This window comes from Deltaproteobacteria bacterium (assembly GCA_016183175.1).
Lineage (GTDB): Bacteria > UBA10199 > UBA10199 > UBA10199 > SBBF01 > JACPFC01.
Genome location: JACPFC010000050.1, coordinates 16,712 through 32,052 on the forward strand (window position 1 = coordinate 16,712; position 15,341 = coordinate 32,052).

The 15,341-nt window shown below is 51.9% G+C and carries 19 protein-coding genes; 15 read left to right on the top strand and 4 right to left on the bottom strand.

Annotated elements, in window-relative coordinates; genetic code table 11:
- Positions 1-3: 3 nt before the first annotated feature.
- The 3 genes from dctP to HYU99_05855 all read left to right on the top strand — a co-directional run bounded on the left by dctP (position 4) and on the right by HYU99_05855 (position 2,988).
- A complete protein-coding gene (dctP, locus tag HYU99_05845) occupies positions 4-987 on the top strand; it encodes a TRAP transporter substrate-binding protein DctP (GenBank protein MBI2339870.1) in 984 nt (327 codons plus the stop codon).
- A 103-nt stretch (positions 988-1,090) separates the two neighbouring features.
- Positions 1,091-1,654, top strand: a complete 564-nt coding sequence (locus tag HYU99_05850; protein MBI2339871.1) for a TRAP transporter small permease — start codon at positions 1,091-1,093, stop codon at positions 1,652-1,654.
- A 62-nt stretch (positions 1,655-1,716) separates the two neighbouring features.
- On the top strand, positions 1,717-2,988 hold the full coding sequence (locus HYU99_05855) for a TRAP transporter large permease (GenBank protein ID MBI2339872.1): 1,272 nt from the start codon (positions 1,717-1,719) through the stop codon (positions 2,986-2,988).
- Positions 2,989-2,999: 11 nt separating this feature from the next.
- On the opposite strand, the gene HYU99_05860 is transcribed toward HYU99_05855, so the two are convergent.
- Both HYU99_05860 and HYU99_05865 read right to left on the bottom strand, forming a co-directional pair.
- On the bottom strand, positions 3,000-3,296 hold the full coding sequence (locus HYU99_05860; GenBank protein MBI2339873.1) for a type II toxin-antitoxin system RelE/ParE family toxin: 297 nt from the start codon (positions 3,294-3,296) through the stop codon (positions 3,000-3,002).
- Between the two features lie 13 nt (positions 3,297-3,309).
- Positions 3,310-3,597, bottom strand: a complete 288-nt coding sequence (locus tag HYU99_05865) for a type II toxin-antitoxin system Phd/YefM family antitoxin (protein ID MBI2339874.1) — start codon at positions 3,595-3,597, stop codon at positions 3,310-3,312.
- 208 nt (positions 3,598-3,805) lie between these two features.
- Here HYU99_05865 and HYU99_05870 point away from each other — a divergent pair, with 208 nt between their 5' ends.
- The 3 genes from HYU99_05870 to HYU99_05880 all read left to right on the top strand — a co-directional run bounded on the left by HYU99_05870 (position 3,806) and on the right by HYU99_05880 (position 5,472).
- Complete coding sequence (locus HYU99_05870; GenBank protein MBI2339875.1) at positions 3,806-4,819, top strand: hypothetical protein; 1,014 nt, start codon at positions 3,806-3,808, stop codon at positions 4,817-4,819.
- 189 nt (positions 4,820-5,008) lie between these two features.
- Positions 5,009-5,233, top strand: coding sequence for a type II toxin-antitoxin system HicB family antitoxin (locus tag HYU99_05875; GenBank protein MBI2339876.1), 225 nt, complete (start codon positions 5,009-5,011; stop codon positions 5,231-5,233).
- The gene (locus HYU99_05880; GenBank protein ID MBI2339877.1) at positions 5,233-5,472 is read left to right on the top strand and encodes a type II toxin-antitoxin system HicA family toxin; all 240 of its coding nucleotides are present in this window, start codon (positions 5,233-5,235) and stop codon (positions 5,470-5,472) included. The genes HYU99_05875 and HYU99_05880 overlap by 1 nt, the downstream gene beginning before the upstream one ends.
- On the opposite strand, the gene HYU99_05885 is transcribed toward HYU99_05880, so the two are convergent.
- Positions 5,473-5,901 (bottom strand): hypothetical protein, encoded by a 429-nt coding sequence (locus HYU99_05885; protein MBI2339878.1) that lies wholly within the window; start codon positions 5,899-5,901, stop codon positions 5,473-5,475.
- A gap of 97 nt (positions 5,902-5,998) precedes the next feature.
- Between HYU99_05885 and HYU99_05890 the strand changes: the two genes are divergently transcribed.
- From HYU99_05890 to HYU99_05915, 6 genes are all read left to right on the top strand, one after another.
- Complete coding sequence (locus tag HYU99_05890) at positions 5,999-7,174, top strand: acetyl-CoA C-acetyltransferase (protein MBI2339879.1); 1,176 nt, start codon at positions 5,999-6,001, stop codon at positions 7,172-7,174.
- A gap of 6 nt (positions 7,175-7,180) precedes the next feature.
- On the top strand, positions 7,181-8,029 hold the full coding sequence (locus tag HYU99_05895; protein ID MBI2339880.1) for a 3-hydroxybutyryl-CoA dehydrogenase: 849 nt from the start codon (positions 7,181-7,183) through the stop codon (positions 8,027-8,029).
- Complete coding sequence (locus HYU99_05900; GenBank protein ID MBI2339881.1) at positions 8,019-8,816, top strand: enoyl-CoA hydratase/isomerase family protein; 798 nt, start codon at positions 8,019-8,021, stop codon at positions 8,814-8,816. The genes HYU99_05895 and HYU99_05900 overlap by 11 nt, the downstream gene beginning before the upstream one ends.
- A gap of 183 nt (positions 8,817-8,999) precedes the next feature.
- The gene (locus tag HYU99_05905; GenBank protein ID MBI2339882.1) at positions 9,000-10,142 is read left to right on the top strand and encodes an acyl-CoA dehydrogenase; all 1,143 of its coding nucleotides are present in this window, start codon (positions 9,000-9,002) and stop codon (positions 10,140-10,142) included.
- A gap of 94 nt (positions 10,143-10,236) precedes the next feature.
- Positions 10,237-10,410, top strand: a complete 174-nt coding sequence (locus HYU99_05910; GenBank protein MBI2339883.1) for a hypothetical protein — start codon at positions 10,237-10,239, stop codon at positions 10,408-10,410.
- 245 nt (positions 10,411-10,655) lie between these two features.
- On the top strand, positions 10,656-11,201 hold the full coding sequence (locus HYU99_05915) for an ATP-binding protein (protein MBI2339884.1): 546 nt from the start codon (positions 10,656-10,658) through the stop codon (positions 11,199-11,201).
- A gap of 138 nt (positions 11,202-11,339) precedes the next feature.
- Here the strand turns inward: HYU99_05915 and HYU99_05920 are convergent, their stop codons facing one another.
- Complete coding sequence (locus tag HYU99_05920) at positions 11,340-12,848, bottom strand: trypsin-like peptidase domain-containing protein (protein MBI2339885.1); 1,509 nt, start codon at positions 12,846-12,848, stop codon at positions 11,340-11,342.
- Positions 12,849-13,085: 237 nt separating this feature from the next.
- On the opposite strand from HYU99_05920, the gene HYU99_05925 reads away from it, so the two are divergent.
- From HYU99_05925 to HYU99_05935, 3 genes are all read left to right on the top strand, one after another.
- Positions 13,086-13,694, top strand: a complete 609-nt coding sequence (locus tag HYU99_05925; protein ID MBI2339886.1) for a hypothetical protein — start codon at positions 13,086-13,088, stop codon at positions 13,692-13,694.
- On the top strand, positions 13,691-14,710 hold the full coding sequence (locus HYU99_05930) for a nucleotidyl transferase AbiEii/AbiGii toxin family protein (protein MBI2339887.1): 1,020 nt from the start codon (positions 13,691-13,693) through the stop codon (positions 14,708-14,710). Before HYU99_05925 ends, HYU99_05930 begins: the two co-directional genes overlap by 4 nt.
- Positions 14,711-14,817: 107 nt before the next feature.
- A partial coding sequence (locus tag HYU99_05935; GenBank protein MBI2339888.1) for a methylmalonyl-CoA mutase occupies positions 14,818-15,341 on the top strand: 524 nt, incomplete at its 3' end.

Sequence of the window (15,341 nt, forward strand, 5' to 3'; positions counted from 1 at the left end):
ATTTTGACAGTTTTCGTCGCCGGCCAGGCGCTGGCGCAGGGGGCGGCGCCGGCGACCGGCGCGGCCAAGGTGTTGAAAATCGCCACGCTGGCCCCCGACGGCACCACCCTTGCCAAAGGGCTAAACGCCATGAAAGAGGAGGTGCTGGCCAAAACAGGGGGGAGGGTCGATTTTCAGATCTATTTCGGCGGCCAGGCCGGGGATGAAAAGGATGTCGTCCGGAAGATGCGGATCGGGCAGATGCAGGGGGGGGCGCTGACCGGCGTCGGCCTCGGGATGATTGAGCCCGAAATCCGCGTCCTTGAACTGCCGTTTCTCTTCAAGAGCTATGCGCAGGCCGACGCGGTCTATGGCAGTATGCGGAAGTACTTTGAAGACAAATTCCTTCAAAAAGGGTTTGTCCTTTTGGGATGGGCCGAGGTCGGATTTGTCAAAATCTTCTCCAACAAGCCGGTCACCAAAAAGGCCGATCTGACCGGTTTAAAGATGTGGATGTGGGAGGGGGACCCGTTGGCGCAGGCAATGTATGAGTCGCTGAAGGTGGTGCCGGTTCCGCTGGCGATCACCGATGTGCTCACTTCACTCCAGACCGGCCTGATCGATGGGGCCTATGCCCCCGAACTGGGGGCGATCGCCTTCCAGTGGCACACGAAGGTGAAATATCTGACCGACGTCAACCTCGTGGATGGCACCGGCGGCATCGTGGTGGCGAAGGGGGAATGGGACAAGCTGACCCCCGATGAACAAAAAGTCGTCAAAGAGGTCATCAGCAATCAGGCAACCCAGTTGATCTCCAAGACGCGCGCCGACAATCAAAGCTCGCTGTCGGTTTTGCAATCGTCCGGGATTCAGGTTGTCCAGCTGACTCCCGAGGCGCTAAGCGAGCTCGAAGGGATCAGCAAGGAGGTCCAGCAGAAATTAGTCGGGAAATTGTACCCGCAGGAGTTGCTGGACAAGATCAATGGGCTGATCGCGGCGGCGCCGTGATAAGACCGTGCCCGGGTTCCCGAGTGCCTGTGTGCCAGAGTTTACAGATCTTGGACGCGGGCACACGGGCACACGGGCACACGGGCACTCGGGCACTCACGTAATGCTCAACCCTCTTAATTGGCTTTTCGGCCTCAACAAACTTCTGGTGAAAATCGAGACCTTTCTTCTCGGCCTCACCCTTATTGTTCTTCTTTTCTTCGCCTCCCTGCAGGTGGTCTTAAGGAATTTTTTCGATTCCGGGATCAACTGGGGGGATGTTTTCGCCCGTCATCTGGTTCTATGGATTGCCTTTTTCGGCGCTACCCTTTCGACGCGGGAGGGGAGGCATATCTCCATTGACGCCCTGGCAAAGGTACTGCCGGCCAGGGCCAAGCCGATTGTGGATCTGTTCATCCGCTTTTTTTGTATTGTCGTCTGCTTTCTTCTGGCCAAGGCGGCCTGGAAGTTCATGATGGACGAAAAAGGGGCGGAAACGATTCTCTTTGCCAAAGTCCCCACCTGGTATTTCATCACCATCATGCCGGCCGGTTTTGCCGTCATCACCTACGCCTATTTTGTCCAGATTGTCGAGGTTCTCTGGAAATTCGGCGGCGGAGGGAAGGCGATCGCGAAGGCGAAGGAACATCAGGAGATGGAAATTTCGGTAAAAATCAAATTGAAATGAAAATCCCCCCCATCCCCCCCTTTGTCAAAGGGGGGCAGGGGGGATTTGAATTGATCAACTCGATGAGCACAACCCTCGCCCTCATTTCCTTCGCCCTCCTCGGCGCCCCGCTGTTTGTCATCTTCGGCGCGATTGCCCTCTATTCCTTTTTCCACGCCGATATCGACACCTCGGCCATCATGATCGAGTTCTACCGGATGGCCTCGGCGCCGACGCTTGTCACCATCCCGCTCTTTACCTTTGCCGGCTATCTGATGGCCGAGAGCGGAACGCCGAAGCGGCTGGTGAACGTGGCGCAGGCGGTTCTTGGCTGGCTCCCCGGCGGACTCGCAATTGTCACCATTTTTTCCTGCGCCTTTTTCACCGCTTTTACCGGCGCCAGCGGCGTTACCATCATCGCGCTCGGCGGCCTGATGTATCCCATTCTGATGCGGGAGAAATACGAGGACAAATTTTCGATGGGCTTGGTGACCTCCTGCGGGAGCCTTGGGCTTCTTTTTCCGCCGAGCCTCCCGCTCATCCTGTACGGCCTCATCGCCAATGTGAACATCGACAAGCTTTTTCTGGCGGGCATCTTTCCCGGAATGGTTCTTGTCACCGCCCTTTCCCTCTATGGCGTTTACTTCGGGTCAAAGAAGGGGGTTCATCGCGTTCCGTTTGTCTGGAAAAACGTTTTCAAATCGCTGAAAGAGGCCGCCTGGGAGGCCCCGCTTCCATTTCTCATTCTCGGCGGCATCTATGGCGGATTCATCACCGCCAGCGAGGCGGCGTCGGTAACCGCCTTCTATGTTTTGGTTGTCGAGGTCTTCATCTACCGCGATCTCAAGCTTTTCAGGGATGTCCCCCGCATCATCCGCGAATCGATGCTTTTGGTCGGCGGGATTCTCATCATCCTCGGCGTGGCGATGGGGATGACGAACTACCTGGTCGATGCCCGCGTTCCGATGCGGCTTTTCGAATGGGTAAGCCAGTACATCAGCAGTAAGTTGATGTTCCTTGTCCTGCTGAACATTTTCCTTCTGATCGTCGGCTGTCTCATGGATATTTTTTCGGCAACCATCGTCGTCGTGCCGCTCATCACGCCGATCGCCTACAAGTACGGCGTGAATCCGGTGCATCTCGGCATCATTTTCCTCACCAATCTGGAGATCGGCTATCTGACGCCGCCGGTGGGGTTGAATCTCTTCATCTCTTCTTTCCGCTTTGGCCGGTCGATCCTCGAACTCTACCGGATCGCCATTCCGTATCTGATTATCCTTCTCATCTGCCTTGTCATCATCACCTATATCCCCTGGCTCTCCACCTTTTTGGTGGGGGCGCTGAATGTGAAGTGAGTCTCAATTATTCACCATTCCACGCCCAGTCTGTTGATCATCTCTTCATACACTTCCGCGTCCCGCCTGATTCCAACTTTAATCACTTTAACCAGAACCTGTTCGTGAACGATCGAATAAATGACGCGGTAATCATCCACCCGGAGACGCCAATACCCCTTGAGTTCACCGGAAAGGGGATGGCCATAAGCCTGCGGATCGGTCGAAAGTTTTTTCCGAACAGCCTTGATGATTCTCTGCCGGGCGGAGAGGTCTATTTTTTTGAAGTCTTCCTTGAAAATCAGGGGGTGGATCAGAACAGACCACATGCTTTTTTAAAGGTCAGGCGCGGAGGCCGACCTTGCGCTCGGCTTCATCCAGGGGGAGATAGTCTTTGATGTCGGTGTTTTTATCCCGTTCCCGCGCGATATAGCCCAAAACCCTGTCTTCCACCCGTTGGTAGAGCTGTTCCATCCGTTCGTATTGCTCCAAAGGGACCAAGACAGCCACGGGCCGGTGGCGTTTACCCACGTAAATCTTCGATTGCTTTGCGAGTTTGAGAAGTTTGTCCAACCGGGTTCTCAATTCGGAAGCGCCTACCAGGATGGACGATTCCTGAAAATGGATCATTATTGTAAAGTCTAAGTTTTTTATTTTAAAATGTCAAATAGAATATCAAATTAAATATCAAATAAAGACTCATGTCATGACTCGCCGCATCATTTGATAATAATTATAACAAATTAATAACACGCAACTTTTAGCCATTCCCGCCGATAAAACCGGTATTATGGGAGAGTCGCAATATCCAAAATATCTCTGTATCGACAACCGTTGTATGGATATTCCTGAACATTATCAATCAGTTGTTCAGTCATATAACCATGTCGATGATCCCTACCTCTGCTATGGTGAATACGGTGGGGATGATTGTGAGGTTAAAGTTGGACAAAGAGTCGCGTCTGTTAAAGCTGATCCCAGAAACGACCAGGAAAGCATGCATCTATTAAAAGAGATTAGCGGATGGGTGACCACAAGCAAGCAGAGGAAATTGTTAAAGCCCTATATCGTTCAGTTATGGCGGGATACGGGTAACCCCTATACACGGCTTTGTACTCATCAAAGAATATGTCCCCGCGATACGCCACAGCCGGATCGATACCCTTATTACAATGAATGGGCTGAAAAAATGTCCGAATTTTACGGAATTGCTCCGCCACTATTCTCCTATCGTACTGTTGTTGCATATGTGCCTTGGCTTGCGCCGGGGGAGGAACCCATTGGTGGGTTTATGTCTAATGGGGATGGCATTCCCGAAATTGTGGTGTTTCCTGGTGCAATCTTTGCTTTTGGTATTCGGAGTATTCGGAATCTCCAACAATCCGAGTTAGGCAATGAAAAAGAAAAAACTGACCCGACCGGCATTCACGAACTGGCACATGCCTATCTTTCGGCAAGGGGCGGTTCGAGGTATGTTCCTTCATGGCTGAAGGAACTTTTAGCGTACAGTCTGGCAGATCCGGAATTCAAACTCGAACCGTCACGGGAATTCTACGAAATTTTATCCACTTTGCCAATAAAACAAGTCTTGGGAATAGATCAACAAACCAATAATAGTATTGATGCCCGTGACGTAGCTTTCATGATGCGGGATTTGTTGCTGGAAGCTGATTCCGCCGGCATAAAAAAAATTGGCCACGAGATTTTTGGCGCTAATTTTGAAAATATGAGTGAAGAAGAGAGAAAGAGATTTTGGCTTTCTGTGTTGAAAAACAAACTGAACATAACGGCTGAACAACTTGTCGCATTTGTGAAGAAAAGAATACAGGAGGAGTTGTCAACAAAAGGCTGACTTTTAGCTGTAGACGCCCTTCACGAATCCCATCAGGCGTGGCTGGAATATGACCGTACGGGAATGGCAAATGAATTTCGGAACCGCCTGCTTGATGTTTCTTCTCCTTCGCTGGTCACCGTAGCCGGGGCATAAACCAATTGACAATATAAACCGGCAAGATGATAATTTTCAATTAAGGGGACTATTATGAAGCAATTAAAAGTCATCATTGAAAAGCACCCCGATGGTTATGTGGCTTATCCTCTTGGCCTCAAGGGAGTGGTGGTCGGCGAGGGGGATACGTATGAAGAAGCCCTGTCCGATGTGAAGTCGGCCATTCGATTTCATATTGAGACCTTTGGATCTGATGCCGTTGAGGACGATTCGCCCGTGCTGGAAGCGTTTATTGCCGAGGCCGGAGCCGGCGCCTGATGCCGAAATTTCCTGTCGATGCCCCAAAAGCCAAAGTCATAAAAACATTTCAATTGCTCGGTTTTCGTTCCATGCGCGAAGGGGAGCATATCTCCATGGTGCGGATGAATCCTGATGGCACCAGGACCCCGCTGACGATGCCAGGTCACCCGCGCATTAAATCTTCCACTCTGCGGTCCATTTGCACTCAATCGGGGATCAAACGGGAGGATTTTCTGAAGGCGTATGAACAGTCGTAGCTACTCAATCCGCGTTGCGGTAAACGAACCGAGGGCGGGGTCGTAAACGATCTTGAAATCCTTCTTTTCCCTGTAATCTTCCGGTTTAGCCGTATTTCCGTTCCGGGAAAAATAGTATTCCGTCGGCGAGCCTTTAAACCACAAGTTGTTCTCCAGCGGTTTTTCCATCACGGCGCCGAAACAGGCCAGGCAGGGAGAATTAACGGGATTCTCGTCGAGCGCCGGGGGATAGGCGTCGATATTGTCCAAAAGCCGACGGTAATGCCAGCCCGCAATCCCCGCCTGAACGACGGCCACGACCCTTTTCATTTTCTTCTCGCTGTGGAAGTTGCGCAGGACAAAAAACTGCGGGATGGCGGCAAAACAGAGAAGGAAAATGATCGCCATTACCATCGTAAATTCGCCGAGGGTGAATCCTTTCGAATTCATTGGGCGCGATTTTAGGCAATTAACCGCCTTAACGCAAGTTCATTGACATATCATGGAGGCATTTGTTACATCCATTCCCTTCCAAGGAGGCATCATCATGAAAGAAACAGTCATCGTCAGCGGGGCGCGAACGCCGGTTGCGAGTTTTCAGGGGGCCCTCGCATCTCTCACCGCCCCTCAACTGGGGGCCATTGCCATTAAAGAGGCGGTTAAAAGAGCGGGAATAAAACCTGAACAGGTCGAGGAGGCGATCATGGGGTGTGTGTTGACCGCCGCCGTGGGACAGTCGCCGGCCCGACAGGCCCTTCTGGGAGCGGGTCTTCCCAAGGAGACTTCTGCATTGACCATCGGAAAGGTCTGCGGTTCGGGGCTTAAAAGCGTCATGCTGGCCGATCAGATTATTCGCGCCGGAGATGAAGAGATCATCGTGGCTGGCGGAATGGAGAGCATGAGCAACTCCCCCTATGCGCTCCCGGAGGCGCGCAACGGTTACCGGATGGGACACGGAAAAATTGTCGATACGATGATTCACGACGGCCTCTGGGACCCGTACAACAATATCCACATGGGAAACTGCGCCGAACTGTGCGCCAAAGAATACAAGATCACGCGCGAAATGCAGGACGAATTCGCCTCCGAAAGCTACCGCCGGGCGCAAAAGGCGATTAAAGAAGGCCGATTCAAGGATGAAATCGTCCCCGTGCCGGTCCCGCAAAAGAAGGGGGATCCGGTTCTTGTCGATACGGACGAAGAACCGGGCCGTGGCAATGTCGAAAAATTAAAATCCCTTCGCCCCGCCTTTGAAAAAGAGGGGACGGTGACGGCCGGAAACGCATCGAGCCTCAACGATGGAGCGGCGGCGGTTGTCGTCATGTCGGCGGAGAAGGCCAAATCACTGGGGCTCAAACCGCTGGCCCGGATTGTGGCCCATGCGCAGGCAAGCCGGGAGCCGGAGTGGTTCACCATCGCCCCGGCAACAGCGATGGAAAAAGTCTTGAAAAAGGCCGGTCTCAAAGCGGCCGACATCGATTTATGGGAGGTGAACGAGGCCTTCGCGGTGGTGGCCATCGCCAATAATCAAAAGATCGGCATCCCGGCGGACAAGGTAAACGTCAACGGCGGCGCGGTGGCCATGGGGCATCCTATCGGCGCCTCAGGGGCAAGAATTCTTGTGACCCTCCTCCATGAGATGCAAAAGAGAAACGTGAGGCGGGGTCTGGCGTCGCTATGCATCGGCGGAGGAGAGGGAGTGGCGATGGTTGTGGAAAGATAATGTAAAATGAACATTACCAAGATTGGAATTGTCGGGGCGGGGATCATCGGCGCCGGAATCGCCGAGACGGCGGCGCGCGAGGGGCTGGAGGTCATTCTTGTCGATATCGTCAAGTCTCCACTCGAAAAGGCGGTCGATTACATCCGGCGGGGACTTAAGAAGGCCATCGAGCGAAAGGAAATTCCGGAGAAAGACCTCGATCCGATTATTAGCCGCGTCCAACTGGCGTTGGACATTCAGGCATTGGCCAAAATGGATTTTGTGATCGAGGCGGTCACCGAGGACGAGCGGGTCAAGATCGATCTCTTCTCGAAACTTCACACAATCTGTCCGGCCCAGGCCGTTTTCGCCTCCTCCACCTCGTCGCTTTCCATCACCAAACTGGCCCGGGCCTCAAAGCGGCCACAGCAGGTGGTTGGTATGCACTTTATGAATCCGGTGCCGGTGATGAAACTGGTGGAAATTGTCCGGGGGGTTCAGACGGCGCCCGAAACTATCCAGACGGCAAAGGGTCTTGCGCAACAAATGCGAAAAGAGACGGTTTTGGCGCACGATTTCCCGGGCTTCATGGTCAACCGGGTGATTGCCCCGATGATCAACGAGGCGATTTATGCCCTCTTTGAAGGGGTGGGAAAAGCCGAGGATATCGATCGCGCCCTAAAACTGGGGGCCAACCACCCAATGGGGCCGCTCCAACTGGCGGACCTCCTCGGCCTCGATCTGGTCTTGAGTTCTCTAAAGTCGTTGCAAAAGGAGTTAGGCAATCCAAAGTTTTCTCCCTGTCCCCTGCTCGTCAAATATGTCGAGGCAGGGTATTTGGGCCGGAAAACAGGAAAGGGGTTTTATGAATATTAATTTCGAAACCATTCAATTCGCCGTCAAAGACGGCATCTGCACCATCACGATCAACCGCCCCAAGGCGCTCAACGCGCTGAATGAACTGGTACTCACGGAGCTGACAAAGGCCTTTCGCGATATCAGGCGGGAAGGTGGTGGCGATGGCATCCAGGGAGTCATTCTGACAGGGGCAGGGGACAAGGCCTTTGTCGCCGGCGCCGATATCTCTTCAATGCCGCAGATGACCGTTTTGCAGGCCGAGTATTTTGTGGAACTGGGGCACCGGTGCATGCGGGCCGTCGAGACCTGCCGGGTTCCGGTCATCGCCGCCGTCAACGGGTTTGCCCTTGGAGGTGGTTTGGAACTCGCGTTATCCTGCGATTTTATTTATGCCGCCTCCTCGGCCAAACTCGGTTTGCCGGAAGTTAATCTCGGAATTTTTCCAGGCTTTGGAGGCACCCAGCGTCTCGCCCGCTTGATCGGCAGGAACAGGGCCAAAGAGTTGATCTTCACCGCCCGTATTCTTTCGGCCCAGGAGGCCTTTGACATCGGCATCATCAACAAGGTCTGCGAACCGGCCCAGCTGATTGACGAGACGACAAAGACCCTCCAGACCATCATGAAAAAGGGGCCGATCGGAGTCCACCTCGCCAAGAAGGTGATCAACGAGGGGACCGATCTTCCGCTGGAATCCGGTTTAAAACTGGAAGAGATGACCTTCCCGATGATTTTTGGAACGGAAGATAAAACGGAAGGGGTGAGGGCGTTTCTGGAAAAACGGGAGGCGAAATTTGCGGGAAAATAAAAATAGCAATTCAGTCTCGGTGTCTGCTTTCGGTTTTGTCGGGACTCGCGGTTTATTTAATCGCCACTTGAGCTGTTGATTCTCGCTTAGTTTGTTCCGGTTGGCGATGAACATTAAGGTTGCGCTCAAACACGCCGACAAAACTCGAAAGACATCCACCGAAACCGAATTGCCACAAATAAAATGCAATTTGAATTAAACGAAACCCAAAAAATGATCCAACAGATGGCGCGGGATTTTGCCAGAGAGGAGTTGGCCCCCGCCGCCGCCGAGCTGGATGAAAAGGCGGAGTTTCCAAGCCGTCACCTCAAAAAGATGGCCGAACTCGGTTTCATGGGGATGATGATTCCTTCGGTGTGGGGGGGTTCGGGGCTCGATACCGTCAGTTACGTACTTGCCCTGGAGGAAATTTCTGCCGCCTGCGCCTCCACGGGCGTCACCATGTCGGTGAACAATTCCCTCTATTGCGGCCCTGTCAATAAATTCGGCACGGATGAACAGAAGAAGAGATATCTCACTCCCTTCGCTCGCGGTGAAAAACTGGGAGCCTATTGCCTTTCCGAACCGGGAACCGGATCGGATGCCGCGAATCAGCAGACAACGGCGGTGCTTAAGGGGGATAAATATATTTTGAACGGGACGAAAAACTTCATCACCAACGGCCCGAATGCCGATGCGATGATTGTTTTTGCGATGACCGACAAGGCGAAACGGCACAAGGGGATCTCGGCGTTTATCGTTGAAAAAGGTTTCAACGGTTTTTCTGTCGGAAAAATTGAAAAGAAGCTCGGCATCCGTGCTTCCTCCACCTGCAGTATCGTCTTGCAGGATTGCGAAGTCCCCAAAGAGAACATTCTCGGCAAAGAGGGAGAGGGTTTTTCCATCGCGATGAACACGCTCGATTATGGGCGAATCGGCATTGCCACACAGGCGCTCGGCATCTCACGAGCCGCCTTCGAAGCGGCGGCAAAATACGCCAAAATCCGTGAAGCTTTTGGTCAGGCAATCGCGAGTTTTCAGGCCATTCAATGGATGATTGCCGACATGTCCACCCGGATTGCCGCCAGCCGCCTGTTGGTCCATCGGGCCGCCTGGATGAAAGATCAAGGCAAGCCTTGCACGCTGGAGGCGGCGCAGGCAAAACTTTATTCCTCCGAAACATCCAATTTTGTCACCAACAAGGCGGTGCAGATTCACGGAGGCTACGGCTACTGCCGCGAATATCCGGTGGAGCGTTATCTGCGCGATGCGCGGATTACGGAGATTTACGAGGGGACATCGGAAATTCAGCGGTTGGTGATTGCGAGGAATCTCTTGAAGGACTAGAAATTTCCGGCGCGCCTGCTCTCTTTATCATTTTTCATCGTCCACATGCCCCATATTCCATTACAAATTTGTATTATTCTATTAATATATTGATATGATTGAACAATATTTCTTGCATAACCGGTTCTGGAAAAATCTGGATGAGTATTTTCAAAACGATCCTCATCTTCTTGCACTGAGGGGGCTGAAACATGTCCACCCCCTTTCTTGGTGGCAGGAAATCGATTGGGAAAAGCCGGGAATCTACCTTTTGGCCGGCGGGCGGTAGATTGGGCAGACCACCTCCCTCAAACTTTTGATTCGCGAAAAACTCCTTGAAAAATCCTTCAAACCCGAAAACGTCTTTTAGCTTTTGCAGATTATCTCCACTGCGGGGGACATCTTAAGGCCATTAACGACTGGCATCAGAAGGGAGACGTCGTTCCGGCGACCTATACGGTTTTTGAACAGTGGATTCGGGGTGATTTTGAGAAGAGAGGGAAATCGGTTCGGGAATTGATGGGTGTCTTGAAAATGATTGTAGAAACCCTCGGTTCCCAGGTGACCTATTCATCGCTCACCCAAAGGATGGGTGAAATCAGCAAACCGACGTTTATCGACTATTGCGACCTGCTGGAAAGACAGGATATCCTGTTCAACCTGCAGGCCTACGATCAAAACAAAAGAATCGGCTTCCCCAAAAAGGCGCGCAAATTTCATTTTTGGGATCCCTTCATTCTCGAAACCATCCAGCGGTGGCTGACGCGGGAGAGGTTTCTGACGGGGCTCTCTTTGGAGCCGCAGAAGGTCGAATCGGCCATCGCGGCGCATTTTAAAAAAGAGGGGGACACGTATTATCTGAAGGGGACGGGTGAAGTGGATGTTGTTGCACTCAAAGATGGAAAGCCCGTTTACATCGAGGTCAAATGGACCAAACAATTGCGATCAAGTGATTTGACGGAGCTTAAAAAACAGAGGCCGGCGGTCATTCTCACAAAAGAAGCCGAAGGACACATCGACGATATACCGGCCCTTCCGGTTGCCCGGTTTTTGTTGAATGCAGGCCCGCCGCTTATCTGAAAAATAGTTTGGGTCGGTGCCAAAAAACTAAGTCAATCAGCCCTTTTTTGACAGTGGGACCAATTTAATCGGCGATTGCTGCGATACGACGCCAAGGCGATTCAGCAAATGACAATGCCGGATTTTCAATTGGAGCGATTAGGTCGCACCGATTAGAATTTGGTGGTCCGAAGCGAGCTTAAGGATTGCTTGATGGATCCTTAAGGAAGTTTCGTTGGGTAGTTCCCGTTCCATGCTGGCCTGAAAGGCGACGATACTCGCATTCGGAATGATCAGGTAATCATATTCATTGTCTGAGTGATGGCTTTTGTCTGAGACCCTGCCAAAGGGATGGTCGGCGACATATTGGAGGAAATGCGGTTCTATCAGTTTGGCAACCCGGTCTCTTTCCTTTTGCGGCCAGTTCTGGCCCTTTTGGACGGCCCGGATTTCCTCGAGGACCTGTCTTAAATCGGGATCATGGATGGCGTCGGGATGAAGACTCGCCGCCTTCGTCGCATAGGAATTGGGGTACCTGCCAGTCTCTATCCCGAAGGCTTGGCCCTGTTCGTTAATGACGGGGCTACCGCTATACCCACCAAAACTATCTTGCCGAAGACACAGCTCCGATACGGAAGGGGCCTCTCTTTCCCTGCCGGCTGTCCTATTGAGGAACTCCCACAGCGGCTCTTCCTCCTTCTCCCCTCCTTCGCGGCAGTAAGAAGCGGCACCTAAGAAGATTCCCCAGGTGTAAGACGGACCCGACGTCCAATCCCTCGTCTTGGGCTGGCCGATAGTCATTGTCGGCGCACCTGGCTGGGGCAGGTCTTCGGCCAACTTCAGTCGCCGGATTTCCTCCAATTTTTCCCGGTCATCGGGGTCAGCGAAGTAAGGGACTGCTAGGATGGCCAAGTCAGCTTCTTTGTCCACTGCAATGACGTGGTAGGGGCTAAAGGCGGTGGGAACCATAGCGAGAAGGGCGCGGCCCCAGGTTCGAGGATATAAAGGCTTCGCCCGAGGGTCTTTTCCTACATAATTAATGCCCATGCGATAAAAAACAGGATCATCGTGCCTATCCAGTACGACGTGGGCAGCTGTGATGACATAATTGTCTGCGACCAAAACCCCCGTAGCCCCATTGACCCACACCACAGATTCGCTCTTTTTTTGCCAGTGCCGGCTGATTGTTCTATAGTCGAAATGCACACCGATCGGATATTTGAAACCATGTCTCTTGTATTCAACGTAGGAAAATTCCCCCTCAACTGCGACGCCAGACTCGACGTCTTCTTCATAGGTCCTGGTGTACCGGCCCAGAAGCTTCTCCGCCTGGACGCCGTCAGGACCCTTGCCTACTTTGAAAAGCGACCTGAGTTGTTTCCGGTCCCATTCAAGCAGTGAAATCATTCGGCGCCAGTCCTTCAGCGGCAAGCTTGAGAGGAAACGATTTTGGGGCTCCCCATAATAGATATCACCTTCTTCCAAAACCAGAGGATCACCGCTGATGCTCAACAATTTCTCGAATGCAATTGGATCAACCTGCCTCGCCTGAAGTTGTTCCGGCGTGAGTGTGCCGGAGGCATAGTCACCCCTTTTAAAACCAATTTTGTCCAAAAAAGCGGTGACAATCCATCTGTTCGTGTCGATCCGATAGACCTTGTCTGACATAAGATGCTCCATGGAAATACCTGATTCCCGAAATAGGTGCTGACATTATTATCGGCAAAAAAACAAATAAGTTGCGTGTGGTTAGAGTTTTTTTGGAGAAATTTCAAGCAGTGTAAATTGTTGTTTTATATTAATAGGTTAGCTAATTATGAAAAATGGAAAAAAATATGATAAAAAAAATTCCTCGCTTCTGTCACAAAAATAGAGTAGTTTTTGTGACAAAATAAGGGGTGGTTTATGGCGCAACAGATTATTCATATTATCAGAAATCGCATCTCCCGCAAGGGAAGGGGTTGGTGCCTGACGCCGGCTCACTTTAAGGACTTGGGGCATGAGGAGGCTGTCAGGCAGGCTTTGTCACGACTGGAAAGAGACGGTGTTATCAAGCGCGTGGTCCGGGGCCTTTATGAATACCCGCGCCGACACGAAACATTGGGCGCTTTGCCCCCCTCACCTGACAAGATCGCCGAGGCCATCGCCCGGAGGGACAATATCCGTGTGCAACCGGCGGGGGCCTATGCGGTCAATTTATTGGGGCTTTCTGAACAGGTACCGGGACGAGTGGTGTTTGTCACCGATGGGGCATCCAAAAAGATCAAAATTGGCAAGATGGAGATCCGGTTGAGGAGAACAACGGTCAAAAACATGGCCATGGCCGGAACAGGCTTGGGATTGATGATTCAGGCGTTGAAACACATCGGAAGAAATCGTCTGGATGCGGATATGAAGAAAAAAATCAGGGGCCATCTCAAAAAAGTTGATGCCAAAACGATGGTTAAAGGTTCGCAAGTCGCGCCGGTGTGGATTCGTCATGTGTTGGATGAATTGAAGAAGGGGATCCGGTGAACAGGATACTTCCAATAAATTCCAAGGAGAGAGGGGCCTATTTTGAAACGGCTGCGGCACGCATGGGGGTGCCTGCCCAGATCATCGAAAAGGATTTTTGGGTGGTTTGGGTGCTTGGCCGTCTGTTTGATCAAACAGCCATCAAGCCGCACTTGACCTTCAAGGGAGGCACCTCTCTTGCCAAGGTGTTCGGCCTCATCAAACGTTTCTCCGAAGATATTGACTTGTCGATTGAGAAATCCTTTTTTGGTCTTGCAGATAGTCAATCTCCCGAACAAGCACCCAGTCGGAAGAAAAGACAAGAAAGATTGGATAAATTATCCAGGGAGTGTGCCCAATGCGTGCGGGGCCCCATGCTGACCGGGCTCAAAAAAGATTTCTCCCAACACCTGTTATCGGCGTCTGATTGGAAACTGATTCCTGATAAAGGCGATCCGACGGGACAAACATTGCTCTTTGAATATCCGACCGACTTTCCAAAAAAAGCCGGTTATGTTCGTTCTGCCGTGAAAATTGAGATGGGCGCCCGCTCCGAGCACTGGCCGGTCAGTCAGAAAAAAATTCAAAGCTATTTGAAAGAAGCCCTCGAAGAAAACATCGATGAGCCGGAGGTGATCGTCAGGGTCCTGAACGTGGAAAGGACATTTTGGGAAAAGGCGACCATCCTTCACCAGTATGCCCATATTCCAAGGGACAAAATGTTCCCCTTAAGGCTCTCACGTCATTACTATGATTTTTACTGCCTGATTCATTCGACGGCAAAGGATGGCGCCATGAAGGAACAAAATCTGTTGGCGAGAGTTGCCCGCCACAAGGAAATTTATTTTCCCTCTGCCTGGGCCGATTATGCATCGGCAAAAAAGGGGAGTTTGAAACTCATCCCTCAGGAACATTTTCTGCGTGCATTGCGGCAGGACTATCAGTTGATGCGTGACATGTTTTTTGAAGAACCACCGGCCTGGGATGATGTGGTCAAATCCATTGGGGCGTTTGAAAGGGAATTCAATCACGAGTAGCACTGCGCTACTATACCCTTCGGGTACTGTTTCACCGTAGAAAAATCTTGGATTTTCTACTGGTTACTGATAATTCGTGGGCGGCGATAGCGGATTGGAGTATTTTTATGCCAGGCAAAAGAAAATCGTCCAAAAAATCCCCCGAACGCCAAAAAGAATTCACCACCATCTCCTCCGAACCGATAGAACCTCTCTACACCCCCAAACAGATCAAGGGTCTTTCGTATCCGAAAGATTTGGGATCGCCCGGCGAATATCCCTTCACCCGCGGCGTCTATCCCACCATGTATCGAGGCCGTCTCTGGACGATGCGCCAGTTTGCCGGCTTCGGCACGCCCGAGGATACCAATGCCCGTTTCAAATATCTGCTGGCGCACGGTCAGACGGGACTTTCCACCGCTTTTCACTTTCCCACGCTGATGGGTTACGACTCCGATTCTCCCCGGGCGCGGGGCGAAGTAGGGGTCTGCGGCGTCGCGGTCGATTCGCTTCGAGACATGGAGGTCCTGTTTGACGGCATTCCGCTCGACGTTGTTACTGTCTCCATGACCATCAATGGTCCCGCAATGATCATGCTCGCCTTTTATCTGACCAATGCCGAGAAGAGGGGATTCGATTGGAGAAAACTCGG

Bases quoted from the DNA above. Each gene is read 5' to 3' on its own strand.
- HYU99_05865 (MBI2339874.1), bottom strand. From the start codon at position 3,597: ATGATCCATTTTCAGGAATCGTCCATCCTGGTAGGCGCTTCCGAATTG.
- HYU99_05890 (MBI2339879.1), top strand. From the start codon at position 5,999: ATGAAAGAAACAGTCATCGTCAGCGGGGCGCGAACGCCGGTTGCGAGT.
- HYU99_05855 (MBI2339872.1), top strand. From the start codon at position 1,717: ATGAGCACAACCCTCGCCCTCATTTCCTTCGCCCTCCTCGGCGCCCCG.
- HYU99_05920 (MBI2339885.1), bottom strand. From the start codon at position 12,848: ATGTCAGACAAGGTCTATCGGATCGACACGAACAGATGGATTGTCACC.
- HYU99_05905 (MBI2339882.1), top strand. From the start codon at position 9,000: ATGCAATTTGAATTAAACGAAACCCAAAAAATGATCCAACAGATGGCG.
- HYU99_05900 (MBI2339881.1), top strand. From the start codon at position 8,019: ATGAATATTAATTTCGAAACCATTCAATTCGCCGTCAAAGACGGCATC.
- HYU99_05925 (MBI2339886.1), top strand. From the start codon at position 13,086: ATGGCGCAACAGATTATTCATATTATCAGAAATCGCATCTCCCGCAAG.
- HYU99_05880 (MBI2339877.1), top strand. From the start codon at position 5,233: ATGCCGAAATTTCCTGTCGATGCCCCAAAAGCCAAAGTCATAAAAACA.
- HYU99_05875 (MBI2339876.1), top strand. From the start codon at position 5,009: ATGAAGCAATTAAAAGTCATCATTGAAAAGCACCCCGATGGTTATGTG.
- HYU99_05860 (MBI2339873.1), bottom strand. From the start codon at position 3,296: ATGTGGTCTGTTCTGATCCACCCCCTGATTTTCAAGGAAGACTTCAAA.
- HYU99_05915 (MBI2339884.1), top strand. From the start codon at position 10,656: ATGATTGTAGAAACCCTCGGTTCCCAGGTGACCTATTCATCGCTCACC.
- HYU99_05910 (MBI2339883.1), top strand. From the start codon at position 10,237: ATGATTGAACAATATTTCTTGCATAACCGGTTCTGGAAAAATCTGGAT.
- HYU99_05885 (MBI2339878.1), bottom strand. From the start codon at position 5,901: ATGAATTCGAAAGGATTCACCCTCGGCGAATTTACGATGGTAATGGCG.
- HYU99_05850 (MBI2339871.1), top strand. From the start codon at position 1,091: ATGCTCAACCCTCTTAATTGGCTTTTCGGCCTCAACAAACTTCTGGTG.
- HYU99_05895 (MBI2339880.1), top strand. From the start codon at position 7,181: ATGAACATTACCAAGATTGGAATTGTCGGGGCGGGGATCATCGGCGCC.
- HYU99_05870 (MBI2339875.1), top strand. From the start codon at position 3,806: ATGGATATTCCTGAACATTATCAATCAGTTGTTCAGTCATATAACCAT.